Source organism: Pseudomonas sp. AC255 (assembly GCF_979258175.1).
In genome coordinates this window covers 1890859-1906964 of sequence record NZ_OZ409841.1, presented here as the reverse complement: position 1 = coordinate 1906964, position 16106 = coordinate 1890859, and the positions used below count along the sequence as shown (strand labels likewise).

Genomic DNA, 16106 nt, shown 5'->3' with positions numbered 1-16106 from the left:
TGATGGTTGGTTTTGCGACAAAGGGTGAATGCGCAGCCATTCGTAGGATGGATGACGCAATTGTTGCGGAGGGGACTTGCAGGATCGGTATTATGGTATACCATCAGACGCACAGACACTCTCAATCCCCCAACGGAGCAGCTCATGAGTTTCGAAATTCGCAAGATCGTCAGCTATGTCGAAGAAACCTTCATTGAAGGCGGCAAGGCTACTGACAAGCCGGTGACCATGGTCGGCCTCGCCGTGGTGATGAAGAACCCGTGGGTGGGCCACGGTTTTGTCGAAGACCTCAAGCCGCAGATCCGCGCCAACTGCTCCGACCTCGGCGCAATGATGGTCGAGCGTCTGGTAGGCATCATTGGTGGCGCCGAGAAGATCGAGGCTTATGGCAAAGCGGCGGTGGTCGGCGCTGATGGCGAGATCGAACACGCCTCCGCGGTGATCCACACCCTGCGCTTCGGCAACCACTATCGCGAAGCGGTGAAAGCCAAGAGCTACCTGAGCTTCACCAACAAGCGCGGCGGTCCGGGCACGTCGATTCAGATCCCGATGATGCACAAGGACGACGAAGGCCTGCGTTCGCACTACATCACCCTGGAAATGCAGATTGAAGACGCGCCGCGTGCCGACGAAATCGTGGTGGTGCTGGGTTGCGCCGACGGTGGCCGCCTGCACCCGCGCATCGGCAACCGCTACATCGATCTGGAAGAACTGGCCGCCGAAAAAGCCCAGTAATCACAACAAGAAAGGCATTGCAGGAGCGCTCCATGATTCGGCTCACCGCTGAACTCACCCCGGCTGGCACCAGTTACCTGGCGACCGGCCAAGGCCAGCCCGTGGTCTTGATCCACGGCGTGGGCCTGAACAAAGAAATGTGGGGCGGGCAGATTGTCGGCCTCGCCAGCCAGTACCAGGTGATCGCCTACGACATGCTCGGCCACGGCGCCAGCCCGCGCCCGGCCAGCGGCACCGACCTGCTCGGTTACGCCGATCAGTTGCTCGAGCTGCTCGATCACCTGAATCTGCCCCAGGCAGCGGTGATCGGTTTCTCCATGGGCGGTCTGGTCGCGCGGGCCTTCGCCCTGCACTACCCGGAGCGCCTGCAAAGCCTGGTGGTGTTGAACAGCGTCTTCAACCGTAGCGAAGAACAGCGTGCCGGTGTCATCGCGCGCACTGCGCAGGCTGCCGAACATGGCCCGGACGCCAACGCCGAAGCCGCCCTGTCACGCTGGTTCAGCCGTGAATATCAGGCGGCCAACCCGGCGCAGATCGCCGCGTTGCGCCAGACCCTGGCCAACAACGATCCGCAGGGTTACCTGACCACCTACGAATTGTTCGCCACCCAGGACATGTATCGCGCCGAAGACCTGAGCAGCATTCAGGCGCCGACACTGATCGCCACCGGCGAACTCGACCCTGGCTCGACGCCGGAAATGGCCGAGCAACTGGCCCGACGCATCCCCGGCGCGAAGGTTGCCGTGCTGCCCGAGCAACGGCATATGATGCCGGTAGAGTCGCCGCGTCTGGTCAATCAGATGCTGCTGGAATTTCTCCAATTCGCACACGCCCGACAAAACCATATAAAGGGGATCGTTGCATGACACTCGCACGCTTCCAGATGTGCATCGGCGGAGACTGGGTCGACGCCCTCTCCGGCAAGACCTTCGAAAGCCTCAACCCGGCCTCGGCGCAGGCCTGGGCGGAACTGCCCGACGCCGATGAAGCGGACGTCGAACGCGCCGTGCAAGCAGCGCAAACTGCTTTTGACAGCCCGGCGTGGCGCGGTCTGACCGCCACTGCGCGCGGCAAACTGCTGCGCCGCCTCGGTGATCTGATCGCAGAAAACAAGGAACACCTGGCGCAGCTTGAAAGCCGCGACAACGGCAAGCTGATCCGCGAAACCCGTGGCCAGGTCAGCTATCTGCCGGAGTTCTTCCACTACACCGCAGGCCTCGCCGACAAGCTTGAAGGCGGCACCCTGCCGCTGGACAAGCCCGATCTGTTTGCCTACACCGTGCACGAAGCCATGGGTGTGGTTGCCGCGATCATTCCATGGAACAGCCCGCTGTACCTGACGGCGATCAAACTGGCCCCGGCCCTCGCCGCCGGCAACACGATTGTGATCAAGCCGTCCGAGCACGCTTCGGCGACCATTCTCGAGCTGGCGCGTCTGGCCCTTGAAGCCGGGATTCCGCCGGGCGTGGTCAACGTCGTCACCGGTTACGGTCCGAGCACTGGCGCCGCCCTCACCCGCCATCCACTGATCCGCAAGATCGCCTTCACCGGCGGCGCGGCGACGGCACGGCATGTGGTGCGCAGCAGCGCCGAAAACTTCGCCAAGCTGTCACTGGAGCTCGGCGGCAAGTCGCCGAACATCATTTTCGCCGACGCCGATCTGGACAGTGCAATTAACGGTGCGATTGCCGGCATCTACGCGGCGTCCGGGCAGAGTTGCGTGTCCGGTTCGCGCTTGCTGGTGCAGGACGAAATCTACGACGAATTCGTCAATCGTCTGGTCGAGCGCGCCCAGCGCATCCGCATCGGCAACCCACAGGAAGACAACAGTGAAATGGGGCCGATGGCCACCGCGCAGCAACTGGCGGTGGTCGAAGGTCTGGTCGCCGATGCGATCGCCGAAGGCGCGCGTTTGCGCACCGGTGGCAAGCGTCCGGCGGATCTCGGTGAAGGCTGGTTCTACGAGCCGACGCTATTCGAGTGCGACCGCAATTCGATGAAGATCATGCAGGAAGAAGTCTTCGGCCCGGTCGCCTCGGTGATTCGTTTCAAAGACGAAGCCGAAGCGCTGGCGATCGCCAATGACTCACAGTTCGGCCTCGCCGCCGGCATCTGGACCCGTGACCTCGGCCGCGCCCATCGTCTGGCACGCGATGTGCGCTCGGGGATCATCTGGGTCAACACTTACCGCGCGGTGTCGGCGATGGCGCCGATCGGCGGCTTCAAGAACAGTGGCTATGGACGCGAAAGCGGCATCGATTCGGTGCTGGCCTACACCGAACTGAAAACGGTGTGGATCAACCTCTCCCAGGCGCCAATGCCTGATCCGTTTGTGATGCGCTAGGAGTCCTGCGAAATGATCGAACCCGGCATTTACAAAGACGTCATGAGCTCGTTCCCGTCCGGCGTCACGGTGGTCACCACCCTCGACCCGGACGGCGGCATCGTCGGTATCACCGCCAGCGCGTTCAGCGCGCTGTCGATCGACCCGGCGCTGGTGCTGTTCTGCCCTAACTACGCCTCCGACACTTATCCGGTGCTGCGCGACAGCAAGAAGTTCGCGATTCACTTGCTGTCGGCTGACCAGACGGCTGAGGCCTATGCGTTCGCCAGTAAAGGCAAGGACAAGGCCAAGGACATCGAGTGGCATTTGAGCGATCTGGGCAACCCGATTCTGGCCAAGGCGACGGCGATCATCGAGTGCGAGTTGTGGCGTGAGTACGATGGTGGTGATCACGCGATCATTGTCGGCGCAGTGAAGAACCTGATCCTGCCCGAGCAACCGGTGACGCCGATGATTTATCACAAAGGCAAGCTCGGCCCGTTGCCGACTCTGGCCTGACGAATTCACACAAATCCCTGTAGGAGCTGCCGAAGGCTGCGATCTTTTGATCTTGTTTTCAAAAGTCAAAGTCAAAAGATCGCAGCCTTCGGCAGCTCCTACACGAGGGATCTGTGGTGACTGGAGGAATGATGAGTAACGAAAAGTATGAAAAAGGTCTGCAGATCCGTACGCAGGTATTGGGCGAAGCCTACGTGCAACGCTCGATCGAGAACGCCGACGATTTCACCCGTCCGCTGCAGGAAATGGTCACCGAATACTGCTGGGGCCATGTCTGGGGGCGTGAGGGTCTGTCGCTCAAGGAGCGCAGCATGATCAACCTGGCGATGATCTCGGCGCTCAACCGCCCGCATGAACTCAAGCTGCATGTGCGTGGCGCCTTGCGTAACGGCCTGAGTCGTGAGCAAATACGCGAAATTCTGCTTCAGGTCGGCATTTATTGCGGCGTTCCGGCGGCCGTGGACAGTTTCCGGCTGGCCCGTGAAGCCTTTGCCGAAGCCGACGCCGAGGCCTCCAGTTAACCCTCGGCTGTTTTGATGCCCGTCTGGCATGGACAGCCAAGCTCAAGAGCGGACCCCATGAAACGCCAGCCACTCGACGACAGCTTCAAGGTCAATCGCAACCCCGTTACCCTGCGCGAAATCGTGCTGGACAAACTGCGTAGCGCGATCATGAATTTCCAGCTCATGCCAGGCGATCGCCTGGTCGAACGCGACCTCTGTGATCGCCTCGGCGTCAGCCGCACTTCGGTGCGCGAAGCCTTGCGTCACCTCGAATCAGAAGGTCTCGTCGAATTCGCCGATGCCAAAGGCCCGCGCGTGGCCATCATCACCCTCGCCGATGCCGTCGATATCTACGAATTGCGTTGCGTGCTCGAAGGCTTGATCGTGCAGTTGTTCACCCTGCGTGCCAAAGCCAAGGACATCAAGGCGCTGGAAAAAGCCCTCGACGACAACCGCAAGGCGCTCAAGGATGGCGAGCTGCAACAGGTGATCGACTCGGTGCAGGGCTTCTACGACGTGCTGCTCGAAGGCTCGGGCAACCATGTCGCCGCCACGCAATTGCGCCAGTTGCAGGCGCGCATCAGCTATCTGCGCGCGACCTCGGTCTCCCAGGAAAACCGACGCGGCGCAAGTAATCACGAGATGGAAAAAATGGTCGAGGCGATCAAGAGCGGCGATCCGCTGGCGGCGCATCAGGCGTGTGTCGATCACGTCCGCGCGGCGGCTGCCGTGGCCCTCGATTACCTCAAGCGCAAACAGGAAGAAACCGGCGTCGCCGTCAAAGGTACCCCGGCGATCACCCTGCCGATCGCGCTGAAAGAACCCCGCATAGGTCAATGACATGTTCAGCCCGAGCTTTTGCCCGAAATGCGGTGGCCCTGACCTCGGTCAGCAGACGCCGCCGGGCGATACGCACGAGCGCCTGATGTGCCGCGGCTGCGGCTATATCCACTACGTCAATCCGAAGATCATTGCCGGCTGCATCATTGAGCAGGACGGCAAATACCTCCTGTGCCAACGGGCGATCCCCCGCGCCCGGGCACCTGGACGCTGCCGGCCGGTTTCATGGAAAGCGGTGAAACCACCGAGCAGGCGGCGCTGCGCGAAGTCTGGGAAGAAAGCGGCGTGCGCGCGGAAATCGTCTCGCCGTATTCGATCTTCAGCGTGCCGAAGATCAGCGAGGTGTACATCATCTTCCGCGCCATCGCCCTGGAGATCACCGGGCAGTACGGACCGGAGACCATGGATTACAAGTTCTTCGCCCCTGAAGACATTCCTTGGGAGCAGATCTATTACCCGGCGATCCGGCAGATTCTCGAGCGCTATATCGAAGAGCGCCAGGCTGGGGTTTACGGGATCTACATGGGTAATGATGACAGCGGCAAAATCCATTTCATGCGCTGATCACCACCTATACCCTGTGGGAGCGAGCCTGCTCGCGAAGGCGTCGTGTCAGTCGATACAAATGTTGAATGATCGAACGCATTCGCGAGCAGGCTCGCTCCCACATAGTTTGGTGGTGTGGCTCAGTTCGGGGCGATGCCTTCTACGATGATGATCTCCGCCCTCGCCCATTCTTCGCGGTAGCTCTTCGCCTCCTGATACGCCGCCGAGCGATAGCACGCCACGGCCTGTTCGTAGCTGTCGAACTCGATGATCACGGTGCGCTGTGGCGTCTGCCGGCCTTCCAGCGCTTCGCTGCGCCCGCCTCTGGCGAGAAACTTGCCGCCGAATGCGGCAATCGCCTGCGGGGTGCGCTGGGTGTATTGGCTGTAGTGCTCGGCATCGGCTATATCCACATGTGCAATCCAGTACGCCTTCATAGTGACCTCTTTGTTGATTTTGTATTATGGTATACCAATATATTTCCAACGAACCCTGAGAGTCCAGCATGGCCTTCAACAGCATCGAAGAAATCATCGAAGATTATCGCCTCGGCAAAATGGTCCTGCTGGTCGATGACGAAGACCGCGAGAACGAAGGCGACCTGCTGCTGGCCGCCGACCGTTGCACGCCGGAGGCTATCAGCTTCATGGCCCGCGAAGCACGCGGGCTGATCTGCCTGACCCTCACCGACGAACATTGTCAGCGTCTGGGCCTGGAGCAAATGGTACCCGCCAACGGCAGTGTGTTCAGCACTGCATTTACCGTGTCGATCGAAGCGGCGGTCGGCGTGACGACCGGCATTTCCGCAGCAGATCGCGCGTGCACCGTGGCCGCCGCCGTCGCGCCAAATGCCCGCGCCGAAGACCTGGTGCAGCCCGGCCACATCTTCCCGCTGCGCGCCAAGGAAGGTGGCGTGCTCACCCGCGCCGGGCACACCGAGGCCGGTTGCGATCTGGCGCGCCTGGCCGGGTTCACCCCCGCCTCGGTGATTGTCGAAGTGATGAACGACGACGGCACCATGGCCCGCCGCCCGGACCTGGAGCAGTTCGCACGCAAGCACGGGATCAAGATCGGCACCATCGCCGACCTGATCCACTATCGCCTGAGCACCGAGCACACCATCGAACGCATCGGCGAACGTGAGCTGCCGACGGTGCATGGCACCTTCCGTTTGATCACCTTCGAGGATCGCATCGAAGGCGGTGTGCACATGGCGATGGTCATGGGCGATCTGCGCCGTGAAGAACCGACGCTGGTGCGCGTGCATGTGATCGATCCGCTGCGCGATCTGGTCGGCGCCGAGTACAGCGGGCCGACGAACTGGACCCTCTGGGCAGCGTTGCAACGGGTCGCGGCGGAAGGTCATGGGGTTGTGGTGGTGCTGGCCAATCATGAATCGTCACAGGCGTTGCTCGAGCGCGTGCCGCAGTTGACCCAGCCGCCACGGCAGTTCAGCCGTTCGCAATCGCGGATTTATTCCGAGGTCGGGACTGGGGCGCAGATTCTGCAGAACCTCGGGGTGGGCAAGCTGCGCCACCTCGGGCCACCGCTGAAGTATGCGGGGTTGACCGGGTATGACCTTGAGGTGGTTGAGAGCATTCCGTTCACTGAATGACGCCGCCCTCACCCCAGCCCTCTCTCAGAGGGAGAGGGAGCCGACCGCGTTGACCGGTCGCTATACATCGACCTGGGATACCGAGTCGAACTCAGCTTTGAGCAGCATACGGATCCACTCCTTTCCCATTAGCGAATCGGGCTCGGTTTTGAACAGCATGAAGATCGGCTCCTTTCCCCCTCTCCCCTTGGGAGAGGGCTGGGGTGAGGGGCTGGATCTCACATTCACAAAATATCTCAGGCCGAACGGCTCAAAAAAACCAACCGGCCAGATAACCGGTAAGGCAAAGTGCTTGCACAAAGTTTGGAATACCATAATATGATATTCCATAGACCGGACGACGTGAAAAAGCGTCCAGCTACTGCTCCCGACAGGCGGGCAACAACGCAAGGCCCGCTCAAAAACACAACAATGAGGGCGTGAACATGGTGTTGAACAAAGCTGCAACCGCGATCTTTTTCGCGGGACTGCTCAGCGTTACCGGCCAGGCTGCAATGGCTGCCGAAAGTGTGAATTTTGTCAGCTGGGGCGGTAGCACCCAGGATGCGCAGAAACAGGCCTGGGCCGATCCGTTCAGCAAGGCCAGCGGCATCACCGTCGTCCAGGACGGCCCCACCGACTACGGCAAACTCAAAGCCATGGTCGAAAGCGGCAACGTGCAGTGGGACGTAGTCGATGTCGAAGCCGACTTCGCTCTGCGCGCCGCTGCCGAAGGCCTGCTCGAACCCCTCGATTTCAAAGTGATCCAGCGCGACAGGATCGACCCGCGCTTTGTCAGCGATCACGGCGTCGGTTCGTTCTTCTTCTCCTTTGTCCTCGGCTACAACGAAGGCAAGCTCGGCGCCAACAAGCCGCAGGACTGGAGCGCGCTGTTCGACACCAAGACCTACCCGGGCAAGCGCGCCCTGTACAAATGGCCAAGCCCCGGCGTGCTCGAACTGGCGCTGCTGGCCGACGGCGTTGCGGCTGACAAGCTCTACCCGCTGGATCTGGATCGCGCCTTCAAGAAACTCGACACCATCAAGAAAGACATCGTCTGGTGGGGCGGCGGCGCGCAGTCGCAGCAACTGCTGGCGTCCGGCGAAGCGAGCATGGGCCAGTTCTGGAACGGTCGGGTGCACGCCCTGCAGGAAGACGGCGCACCGGTCGGCGTGAGCTGGAAGCAGAACCTGGTCATGGCCGACATTCTGGTCATCCCCAAAGGCTCGAAAAACAAGGACGCGGCGATGAAGTTCCTCGCCAATGCCAGCAGCGCCAAAGGCCAGGCCGACTTCTCCAACCTGACCGCCTACGCGCCGGTCAACCTCGACAGTGTGGAGCGTCTGGATTCGACGCTGGCCCCCAACCTGCCGACGGCTTACGCCAAGGATCAGATCACCCTTGATTTCGCTTACTGGGCCAAGAACGGTCCGGCTATCGCGACACGGTGGAACGAATGGCTGGTCAAATGAAAATCGCGGCCACTGCGCCTCGTCCTTCCACTGCCACCGGGAGCGCCGCCGGCGCTGCCGGTTCGGCCTTCAAGCAACGCTGGCGCGGCGCCGGCAACCTCGTCCCGGCGCTGCTGTTCCTCGGCCTGTTCTTTCTCGCGCCTTTGATTGGCCTGCTGTTGCGCGGTGTGCTGGAACCTGTGCCTGGTCTCGGCAACTACGAACAGTTGTTCGCCAACTCGGCCTATGCGCGAGTGCTGCTCAACACCTTTTCGGTGGCCGGGCTGGTGACGCTGTTCAGCCTGCTCTTGGGCTTTCCGCTGGCCTGGGCGATCACCCTGGTGCCGCGCGGCTGGGGGCGCTGGATCCTCAACATCGTGCTGCTGTCGATGTGGACCAGCCTGCTCGCCCGCACCTATTCGTGGCTGGTGTTGCTGCAAGCCTCGGGCGTAATCAACAAGACCTTGATGGCCATGGGCATCATCGATCAACCGCTGGAGATGGTGCACAACCTCACCGGCGTGGTGATCGGCATGAGCTACATCATGATCCCGTTCATCGTACTGCCGTTGCAGGCGACCATGCAGGCCATCGACCCGATGATCCTGCAGGCCGGCTCGATCTGTGGCGCCAGTCCGTGGACCAACTTCTTCCGGGTGTTCCTGCCGCTGTGCCGGCCGGGTCTGGCGTCCGGCGGTTTGATGGTGTTCGTAATGTCGCTCGGTTACTACGTCACCCCCGCGCTGCTCGGCGGGGCGCAGAACATGATGCTGCCGGAGTTCATCATTCAGCAGGTGCAATCGTTCCTCAACTGGGGCCTGGCCAGTGCCGGCGCCGCATTGCTGATCGCAATCACCCTGGTGCTGTTCTACTTCTACCTGAAGCTTCAACCGGAATCCCCGGTTGGCGCCAGTAACGCGAGGTAAGCCGACATGCTCCTGACCCCCAATGCCATGAGCCGGCGCATGCGTTTCGGCCTCTACGCCACTACCGGGCTGATCGGTCTGTTCCTGCTGTTGCCGATCGTGTTCATCGTGCTGCTGTCGTTCGGCTCCTCGCAGTGGCTGGTGTTCCCGCCACCGGGCTGGACGCTGAAATGGTACGGCCAGTTCTTCTCCAATCCCGACTGGATGAACGCCGCCGCCGCCAGCCTAAAAGTTGCCGTGCTGACCACCATCTGCGCTGTGGCGCTCGGTTTGCCGACCGCGTTTGCGCTGGTGCGCGGACGCTTCCCCGGCCGCGAGATGCTCTACGGCCTGTTCACCCTGCCGATGATCGTGCCGCTGGTGATCATTGCCGTGGCGGTGTACGCGCTGTTTCTCAAGCTCGGCTACACCGGGACGATGTTCGCCTTCGTCGTCAGCCATGTGATCGTCGCGCTGCCGTTCACCATCATCTCGATCATCAACTCGCTGAAGCTGTTCGATCAGTCGATTGAAGACGCGGCGGTGATCTGCGGTGCCTCGCGCTTGCAAGCGGTGTTCAAGGTGACGTTCCCGGCGATTCGTCCGGGCATGGTCGCCGGCGCCCTCTTCGCCTTCCTCGTTTCGTGGGACGAAGTGGTGCTCAGCGTGATGATGGCAAGCCCGACTCTGCAAACCCTTCCCGTGAAAATGTGGACCACCCTGCGCCAGGACCTGACCCCGGTGATCGCCGTCGCTTCGACGCTGCTGATCGGCCTGTCAGTGTTGGTCATGGTGATCGCCGCCGCCCTGCGCCGGCGCAACGAAATCAGCGCCTGAGCGCCCAGGAGTACGACATGAGTGCCGTGATCAAAGACGCATCCCAGCAGAGCGACAAACCCCTGGTCAGCCTGCGCAACCTGAACAAGCACTACGGCGATTTTGCTGCAGTCGATAACATCTCGCTGGACATCAAGGACGGTGAATTCCTCACGTTCCTGGGCTCCAGCGGCTCGGGCAAAAGCACCACGCTGTCGATGCTCGCCGGTTTTGAAACACCGAGCAGCGGCGAGATCCTCGTCAACGGCCAGTCGCTGGTCAACGTGCCGCCGCACAAGCGCGACATCGGCATGGTTTTTCAGCGTTACTCGCTGTTCCCGCATCTGTCGGTGCGCGACAACATCGCCTTCCCTTTGGCGATCCGTAAACTGGCTGCCGCCGAGCGCGAAAAGCGCGTCGATGCGATGCTCAAACTGGTGCAGCTCGAACAGTTCGCCCATCGCCGCCCTTCGCAACTGTCTGGCGGCCAGCAACAACGGGTTGCCATCGCTCGCGCCTTGGTTTACGAGCCGCGCATTCTGCTGATGGATGAACCGTTGGGCGCGCTGGACAAGAAGCTGCGCGAGGACTTGCAGGATGAACTGCGCCAGCTGCACCGGCGCCTGGGCATCACCATCGTCTACGTGACCCACGACCAGGAAGAAGCCATGCGTCTGTCGCAACGCATCGCGATTTTCAGCCACGGCAAAATCGTTGGTCTGGGCAGTGGTTATGACCTTTACCAGAATCCGCCCAATGCATTTGTCGCGTCGTTTCTGGGCAATTCGAACTTCCTCAAGCTCAAGGCGCAAGGCAATGCAGCAGCGAGTTTCGAGGGCCAGTCGTTGTCGATTCGGCTGACGTCCGGGTTGCACACTGATCAGGATGTGCTGCTGATGGTGCGTCCGGAAAAGGCCTTGGCGCTGAGCACGCAGCAGGCGCTGGATGAGCCGCTGGCAGCGGGCTGGAATGAGGTGTCGGCGAACGTTGTGGAGGTGCTGTTTCTCGGTGAAAGCCAGACGTGCAGCGTGGTGACTGCGGGCGGGACGTCGATGACGGTGAAAGCGCTATCGGCAGCGGGCATGCCGCTCAAGGCCGGCGATCCGGTACGAGTGCGCTGGGCGACGGCGGATGCTTGTGTTTATACCGAGTGGACCGAGAGCGATTTGAACAAGGCTGCCGGGGCTCACTGATTGCGCTGAGTCAGTTGGATCTACCCCCTCACCCCAGCCCTCTCCCCCACGGGGGGCGAGGGGGAAAGGGAGCCGATCTTCATGCTGTTCAAAATGTAAGTTCGACTCGGTATCGCACGTCGGCGTATCTCGCAACAACACCTCGGTCAGTCCCCTCTCCCATTGGGAGAGGGCTAGGGTGAGGGCAAGCAGGCGACACGGTATTAGCCAATGGCCCGGTACCCTTCAATCTCATCCGGCCAAGCCGTCAGCACTTCGAACCCGCTCTCCGTCACCGCGACCATATGCTCCCACTGCGCCGACAAGGAGCCATCCTTGGTCAGCACCGTCCAGCCATCCGGCATGTTCTTCACATGGCGTTTGCCGGCATTGAGCATCGGTTCCACGGTGAAAATCATCCCGGCCTTAAGCTTCAGCCCTTGATTGGGAAAGCCGTAATGCAGGATTTGCGGTTCGTCGTGATAGACCTTGCCGATGCCATGGCCGCAGTACTCGCGCACCACGCTGAAGCCCTCCGCCTCCGCCAGGCTCTGGATCGCATGACCGATATCGCCCAGCGTTGCGCCCGGCTTCACTGCACGGATGCCTGCGCACATCGCATCGTAAGTGGTCTTGATCAGGTGCTGCGCCTCGGGGCTTGCCTCACCCACGACATACATGCGACTGGTATCGCCGAACCAGCCATCCTTGATCACGGCGATGTCGAGATTGACGATGTCGCCATCCTTCAATGGCGTACCCGATGGAATGCCGTGACACACCACGTCGTTGACCGACGCGCAGACGGTTTTCGGAAAGCCGTGATAACCGACGTTGGCTGGCACCGCCTTCTGCACATTGACGATGTAATCGTTGCACAGTCGATCCAGCTCATCGGTGGTCACGCCAGCCTTCACATGCGGCACCAGCATTGCCAGCACTTCAGCGGCGAGTTTGCCGGCGGCGCGGGATTTTTCGATGTCGGCCGGGGTGTTGATCTTGATCTGGTTTCTCATGCGCTGACGGCTTCCTGAGTCAGTTGTTGCAGATCCAGCCCACCATTCTGTTCGGCGCGGATCAGCAGGCGGCAAATGGCGCTGTGGTCGAGATTGGGATGCAGCTCGGCGAGCATGCCGATGCGCATCCAGTGCTCAGCCTGCGCGTTGATCGAGCGGCTGAGGGCGTTGCTGGAGATACGCAGGTTCTCGTGCATGTCCTCTGAAATCTTTACGATGCCCATGTCTATATCCGATACGAAATGTATATGGATCGTATACTAGCCAAGCTTACCCTCGGATTGCAAACGCTCCGCCACGCAAACACGCACCCGTGCAGGAGCTGCCGAAGCAGAATCGGCTCCCCATCAGCGGCCTGATCGACTACCATGCCCGCGCCGGTTTCCACACGGAATTAATAGGGAATCCGAAATGCTTGCACAGCATCAATCGGAACTGCCCCCGCAACTGTAGGTGCCGAGCCTGCTCCTTGACTGCCACTGGGTGACTCCCGGGAAGGCCGGAGCGTGGCGATGACGCATCAGTCAGGAGACCTGCCGGCACAGTGACTGACCAACCGGCGGGGTGTCCGGGAAGGACATCGTGCCGTGCGCATTTTCCCCGTGCCGGCCTTGCGCAGTTTCCACGACCGCGCCCGAGGTGTGTTTCCAAACCGTACCCGCCCGCTCCCGTACGGTTCCCTTGGAGACTGCCCCATGCTGCTGCCCCGCGTTGCCACCCTGCTCACCGCTCTGAGCCTTTGCGCCCTGGCGCAAGCGGCGCCGACTGCGTATCCGCTGACCGTCGAAAACTGTGGCAGCAGCCTGACCTTTCAGCACGCGCCTGCGCGCACGGTGACCATCGGCCAGGCCGGCACGGAAATGCTCTATGCCTTGGGTCTGGGCGACAAAGTCGTTGGCACTTCGCTGTGGTTCAACGACGTGCTGAGCACATACAAAGCGCAGAACGACACGATCGAGCGCCTCGCCGATAACGAGCCGAGTTTCGAAGCGGTGATCGCTAAACGCCCGGAGCTGGTTGCCGTCGAGCTGGAATGGATGGTCGGCCCGCAAGGCGCGGTCGGCACCCGCGAGCAGTTTCATGAACTGAAGATTCCGACCTATCTGCTGCCCTCCGATTGCGAAGCCAAGGACAACCTCGTCGGTTCGGACGGCACGCGGCTGGCGCCGTTTCGCATCGACAGCATCTACAAAAGCGTGAGCCAACTGGCGGCGATTTTCGATGTGCAGGCGCGTGGCGAGCAGCTCAATGAGCAGCTCAAAGCCAGCCTCGCGCAGTCGATCGCCACCGCGAAAAAGCAGCAGCGCAAAGACGTCAGCGCCCTGGTGTGGTTCTCCAGCGCCGAGATGGACATCGAGCCTTTCGTGGCCGGGCACAAAGGTGTGCCCGATTTCATGCTCAGCACCCTCGGCGTGCGCAACGTCGTCGAGTCGGATGAAGAATGGCCAACCGTCGGCTGGGAAACCATCGCCAAGGCCAACCCGACGTTTCTGGTGATCGCGCGCATGGATCGTCGACGTTTCCCGGCGGACGACTATCAGAAGAAACTCGCCTTCCTGCGCAGTGATCCGGTGACGCGCAACATGGACGCGGTCAAGCACAACCGCATCATCATCCTTGACGCCATGGCCATGCAGGCCAGCCTGCGCACCTTCGACGGCCTCGAACAACTGGCCAGCGCCATCAACGGCTACGACCTGTCGCCATGAGCAGACGCCTGATCCGTTTGCTGCTGGTGCTGTTGACGCTGTCGGTCGCGCTGATTGGCGGCGTGGCCATTGGTGAGACTTCGATCGAGCCGAGCGTGGTGTTGCAGGTGCTGGCGAACAAGCTGTGGGGCGCCGGTTATGTGCTCGACCCGATCGACGAAGGCATTGTCTGGAACTATCGCCTGACCCGCGCGCTGGTCGCGGCGGCCTGCGGCGCCGGTCTGGCGACCTGTGGCGTAATCCTGCAATCGCTGCTGCGCAATCCGTTGGCCGATCCGTATCTGCTGGGAATTTCTGCTGGCGCCTCGACCGGCGCGGTGATGGTCGCCCTGCTCGGCGTCGGTGCCGGGGCGATTTCATTGTCGGTCGGTGCTTTTGCCGGCGCGGTGACCGCTTTCGCACTGGTGATCCTGTTGGCGCGAGTCAGCGGCTCGGCCAGCGGCACCGGGCAGATCATTCTGGCCGGGATTGCCGGCTCGCAGCTGTTCAACGCCCTCACCGCTTTTCTGATCACCCGCTCGGCCAGCTCGGAACAGGCGCGCGGGATCATGTTCTGGCTGCTCGGCAATCTCGGCGGCGTGCGCTGGCCGTCGGTGTGGCTGGCGGTGCCGGTGGCTGTGTTGGGGTTGGTTGTTTGTCTGTGGCATCGCCGAGCGCTGGATGCGTTCACCTTTGGTGCGGACTCGGCGGCGTCTCTCGGCATTCCAGTGCGACGTGTGCAGATTCTGTTGATTGGCTGCGCCGCGCTGGTGACGGCGGTGATGGTGTCGATTGTCGGCTCGATCGGCTTTGTCGGTCTGGTGATTCCCCATGCCGCGCGGTTGTTGCTCGGCACCGGCCATGCCCGTCTGCTGCCGGCCAGTGCGTTGGGCGGCGCAGTGTTTCTGATCGCCGCCGATGTGCTGTCACGCACCCTGATCAAGGGTCAGGTGATCCCGGTCGGCGTGATCACTGCGCTGGTCGGCGCGCCGGTGTTCGCGCTGATTCTGGTGGGCCGGAGATCGGCGCGATGAACACGGTTTTGAGTTGTGCTGATGTGGGCTTCAAAGTGCGCGGTGCCGAGTTGCTCAACGGTGTCAGCCTCGACGTTGAGCGCGGCGAGACCCTGGGCATTGTCGGGCCGAACGGTTCGGGTAAATCCACGCTGCTGAAACTGCTCGCCGGCCTGCGCGAACCGAGCGCGGGTCGGGTGCAGCTCGACGGTCGGACGCTGCGCAAGATGTCGCGGCGCAGCATCGCGCAGACGCTGGCGGTGGTTGAGCAACAGGCCGATACCGACGATGGCATTCGCGTGTTCGACGCGGTGGCGCTGGGGCGGACGCCGTGGTTGTCGGCGCTGCAACCGTGGTCGCCGGCCGATGACGCCATCGTCGAGCAAGCGCTGGTCGACGTCGACGCCGTGCACCTGCGCAACCGCCTCTGGCGCAGCCTCTCCGGCGGGGAACGCCAACGCGTGCACATCGCCCGCGCACTGGCGCAGCGCCCGCAGATCCTGCTGCTCGACGAGCCGGCCAACCACCTCGACATCCAGCATCAGATGAGCATTCTGCACGTGGTGCGCGCACTGCCGGTGACTACGCTGATCGCCCTGCACGATCTCAATCAGGCGCTCAAGTGCGATCGCCTGGCGGTGCTGGAGCGCGGGCGTCTGGTCGCGCTTGGCGAGCCGCTGCAAGTGCTGACGCCGGAGCGGTTACAGACGACTTTCGGGGTCAGGGCGCACTATCTGACGGACCCGTTCGATGGTGCGCCGATATTGCGCTTCCTTGCTTGATGCATGTGTAGCTGACACACCGCTTTCGCGAGCAGGCTCGCTCCCACAAAGGATTTGTGTGTTGCCGTGAATGACGGGGAGAACGCGAATTCTGTGGGAGCGAGCCTGCTCGCGAAGGCGTCAGGTCATCCAACATTGATGTCGATTGACACACCGCTTTCGCGAGCAGGCTCGCTCCCACAAAGGTTATGTATTCCCGGGCG

The 16106-nt window shown here is 61.7% G+C and carries 17 protein-coding genes, 1 pseudogene and 1 riboswitch; of the genes and pseudogenes, 15 read left to right on the top strand and 3 right to left on the bottom strand.

Annotation, left to right across the window (positions count from 1 at the left end):
• Positions 1-144: 144 nt before the first annotated feature.
• The 7 genes and pseudogenes from ACZZ0K_RS08885 (at position 145) to ACZZ0K_RS08855 (ending at position 5484) form a co-directional block, all read left to right on the top strand.
• Complete coding sequence (locus tag ACZZ0K_RS08885) at positions 145-735, top strand: amino acid synthesis family protein (RefSeq protein WP_463559058.1); 591 nt, start codon at positions 145-147, stop codon at positions 733-735.
• A 32-nt stretch (positions 736-767) separates the two neighbouring features.
• On the top strand, positions 768-1601 hold the full coding sequence (locus ACZZ0K_RS08880) for an alpha/beta fold hydrolase (RefSeq protein ID WP_258706815.1): 834 nt from the start codon (positions 768-770) through the stop codon (positions 1599-1601).
• Positions 1598-3079 (top strand): aldehyde dehydrogenase, encoded by a 1482-nt coding sequence (locus ACZZ0K_RS08875; RefSeq protein ID WP_125927343.1) that lies wholly within the window; start codon positions 1598-1600, stop codon positions 3077-3079. Before ACZZ0K_RS08880 ends, ACZZ0K_RS08875 begins: the two co-directional genes overlap by 4 nt.
• A 12-nt stretch (positions 3080-3091) precedes the next feature.
• The gene (locus tag ACZZ0K_RS08870; RefSeq protein ID WP_041480064.1) at positions 3092-3577 is read left to right on the top strand and encodes a flavin reductase family protein; all 486 of its coding nucleotides are present in this window, start codon (positions 3092-3094) and stop codon (positions 3575-3577) included.
• Positions 3578-3708: 131 nt separating this feature from the next.
• On the top strand, positions 3709-4098 hold the full coding sequence (locus tag ACZZ0K_RS08865) for a carboxymuconolactone decarboxylase family protein (RefSeq protein ID WP_024013190.1): 390 nt from the start codon (positions 3709-3711) through the stop codon (positions 4096-4098).
• Positions 4099-4155: 57 nt separating this feature from the next.
• Entirely contained in the window at positions 4156-4920 is a 765-nt protein-coding gene (locus ACZZ0K_RS08860; protein ID WP_042606770.1) for a GntR family transcriptional regulator, read from the top strand.
• A 1-nt stretch (position 4921) separates the two neighbouring features.
• Positions 4922-5484 (top strand): annotated as a pseudogene (locus ACZZ0K_RS08855) (NUDIX hydrolase).
• A gap of 122 nt (positions 5485-5606) precedes the next feature.
• Here ACZZ0K_RS08855 and ACZZ0K_RS08850 read toward each other — a convergent pair.
• A complete protein-coding gene (locus ACZZ0K_RS08850) occupies positions 5607-5903 on the bottom strand; it encodes a DUF1330 domain-containing protein (RefSeq protein ID WP_236169613.1) in 297 nt (98 codons plus the stop codon).
• A gap of 68 nt (positions 5904-5971) precedes the next feature.
• Between ACZZ0K_RS08850 and ribBA the strand changes: the two genes are divergently transcribed.
• From ribBA to ACZZ0K_RS08825, 5 genes are all read left to right on the top strand, one after another.
• Positions 5972-7081, top strand: coding sequence for a bifunctional 3,4-dihydroxy-2-butanone-4-phosphate synthase/GTP cyclohydrolase II (ribBA, locus tag ACZZ0K_RS08845; protein WP_016775017.1), 1110 nt, complete (start codon positions 5972-5974; stop codon positions 7079-7081).
• Positions 7082-7506: 425 nt separating this feature from the next.
• Positions 7507-8532, top strand: coding sequence for an ABC transporter substrate-binding protein (locus ACZZ0K_RS08840; protein WP_016775018.1), 1026 nt, complete (start codon positions 7507-7509; stop codon positions 8530-8532).
• Positions 8529-9437 carry an ABC transporter permease gene (locus ACZZ0K_RS08835; protein WP_056789380.1) on the top strand — a complete coding sequence of 303 codons (909 nt, stop codon included), beginning with the start codon at positions 8529-8531 and terminating at the stop codon, positions 9435-9437. The genes ACZZ0K_RS08840 and ACZZ0K_RS08835 overlap by 4 nt, the downstream gene beginning before the upstream one ends.
• A gap of 6 nt (positions 9438-9443) precedes the next feature.
• Positions 9444-10253 carry an ABC transporter permease gene (locus ACZZ0K_RS08830; RefSeq protein ID WP_007918021.1) on the top strand — a complete coding sequence of 270 codons (810 nt, stop codon included), beginning with the start codon at positions 9444-9446 and terminating at the stop codon, positions 10251-10253.
• Between the two features lie 17 nt (positions 10254-10270).
• The gene (locus ACZZ0K_RS08825; protein ID WP_016775021.1) at positions 10271-11425 is read left to right on the top strand and encodes an ABC transporter ATP-binding protein; all 1155 of its coding nucleotides are present in this window, start codon (positions 10271-10273) and stop codon (positions 11423-11425) included.
• Between the two features lie 203 nt (positions 11426-11628).
• Here ACZZ0K_RS08825 and map read toward each other — a convergent pair whose 3' ends face one another.
• Both map and ACZZ0K_RS08815 read right to left on the bottom strand, forming a co-directional pair.
• Positions 11629-12420, bottom strand: a complete 792-nt coding sequence (gene map, locus ACZZ0K_RS08820; RefSeq protein WP_024013195.1) for a type I methionyl aminopeptidase — start codon at positions 12418-12420, stop codon at positions 11629-11631.
• Positions 12417-12644: a ParD-like family protein gene (locus tag ACZZ0K_RS08815; RefSeq protein WP_007918027.1), complete on the bottom strand. Its 228-nt coding sequence runs from the start codon at positions 12642-12644 to the stop codon at positions 12417-12419. The genes map and ACZZ0K_RS08815 overlap by 4 nt, the downstream gene beginning before the upstream one ends.
• 137 nt (positions 12645-12781) lie before the next feature.
• Positions 12782-12975, top strand: a riboswitch (cobalamin riboswitch).
• A 140-nt stretch (positions 12976-13115) separates the two neighbouring features.
• On the opposite strand from ACZZ0K_RS08815, the gene ACZZ0K_RS08810 reads away from it, so the two are divergent.
• Genes ACZZ0K_RS08810 through ACZZ0K_RS08800 form a run of 3 tightly spaced genes read left to right on the top strand, consistent with a single transcriptional unit; the run spans position 13116 to position 15903 of the window.
• Positions 13116-14129: an ABC transporter substrate-binding protein gene (locus tag ACZZ0K_RS08810; RefSeq protein WP_252884360.1), complete on the top strand. Its 1014-nt coding sequence runs from the start codon at positions 13116-13118 to the stop codon at positions 14127-14129.
• A complete protein-coding gene (locus tag ACZZ0K_RS08805) occupies positions 14126-15142 on the top strand; it encodes a FecCD family ABC transporter permease (protein WP_041480056.1) in 1017 nt (338 codons plus the stop codon). Before ACZZ0K_RS08810 ends, ACZZ0K_RS08805 begins: the two co-directional genes overlap by 4 nt.
• Entirely contained in the window at positions 15139-15903 is a 765-nt protein-coding gene (locus ACZZ0K_RS08800; RefSeq protein ID WP_252884361.1) for an ABC transporter ATP-binding protein, read from the top strand. The genes ACZZ0K_RS08805 and ACZZ0K_RS08800 overlap by 4 nt, the downstream gene beginning before the upstream one ends.
• Positions 15904-16106: the final 203 nt, after the last annotated feature.

What these genes read in the sequence shown, in the direction of transcription:
- ACZZ0K_RS08885 (WP_463559058.1), top strand. Translation starts at nt 145, where the DNA reads ATGAGTTTCGAAATTCGCAAGATCGTCAGCTATGTCGAAGAAACCTTC.
- ACZZ0K_RS08880 (WP_258706815.1), top strand. Translation starts at nt 768, where the DNA reads ATGATTCGGCTCACCGCTGAACTCACCCCGGCTGGCACCAGTTACCTG.
- ACZZ0K_RS08875 (WP_125927343.1), top strand. Translation starts at nt 1,598, where the DNA reads ATGACACTCGCACGCTTCCAGATGTGCATCGGCGGAGACTGGGTCGAC.
- ACZZ0K_RS08870 (WP_041480064.1), top strand. Translation starts at nt 3,092, where the DNA reads ATGATCGAACCCGGCATTTACAAAGACGTCATGAGCTCGTTCCCGTCC.
- ACZZ0K_RS08865 (WP_024013190.1), top strand. Translation starts at nt 3,709, where the DNA reads ATGAGTAACGAAAAGTATGAAAAAGGTCTGCAGATCCGTACGCAGGTA.
- ACZZ0K_RS08860 (WP_042606770.1), top strand. Translation starts at nt 4,156, where the DNA reads ATGAAACGCCAGCCACTCGACGACAGCTTCAAGGTCAATCGCAACCCC.
- ACZZ0K_RS08850 (WP_236169613.1), bottom strand. Translation starts at nt 5,903, where the DNA reads ATGAAGGCGTACTGGATTGCACATGTGGATATAGCCGATGCCGAGCAC.
- ribBA (WP_016775017.1), top strand. Translation starts at nt 5,972, where the DNA reads ATGGCCTTCAACAGCATCGAAGAAATCATCGAAGATTATCGCCTCGGC.
- ACZZ0K_RS08840 (WP_016775018.1), top strand. Translation starts at nt 7,507, where the DNA reads ATGGTGTTGAACAAAGCTGCAACCGCGATCTTTTTCGCGGGACTGCTC.
- ACZZ0K_RS08835 (WP_056789380.1), top strand. Translation starts at nt 8,529, where the DNA reads ATGAAAATCGCGGCCACTGCGCCTCGTCCTTCCACTGCCACCGGGAGC.
- ACZZ0K_RS08830 (WP_007918021.1), top strand. Translation starts at nt 9,444, where the DNA reads ATGCTCCTGACCCCCAATGCCATGAGCCGGCGCATGCGTTTCGGCCTC.
- ACZZ0K_RS08825 (WP_016775021.1), top strand. Translation starts at nt 10,271, where the DNA reads ATGAGTGCCGTGATCAAAGACGCATCCCAGCAGAGCGACAAACCCCTG.
- map (WP_024013195.1), bottom strand. Translation starts at nt 12,420, where the DNA reads ATGAGAAACCAGATCAAGATCAACACCCCGGCCGACATCGAAAAATCC.
- ACZZ0K_RS08815 (WP_007918027.1), bottom strand. Translation starts at nt 12,644, where the DNA reads ATGGGCATCGTAAAGATTTCAGAGGACATGCACGAGAACCTGCGTATC.
- ACZZ0K_RS08810 (WP_252884360.1), top strand. Translation starts at nt 13,116, where the DNA reads ATGCTGCTGCCCCGCGTTGCCACCCTGCTCACCGCTCTGAGCCTTTGC.
- ACZZ0K_RS08805 (WP_041480056.1), top strand. Translation starts at nt 14,126, where the DNA reads ATGAGCAGACGCCTGATCCGTTTGCTGCTGGTGCTGTTGACGCTGTCG.
- ACZZ0K_RS08800 (WP_252884361.1), top strand. Translation starts at nt 15,139, where the DNA reads ATGAACACGGTTTTGAGTTGTGCTGATGTGGGCTTCAAAGTGCGCGGT.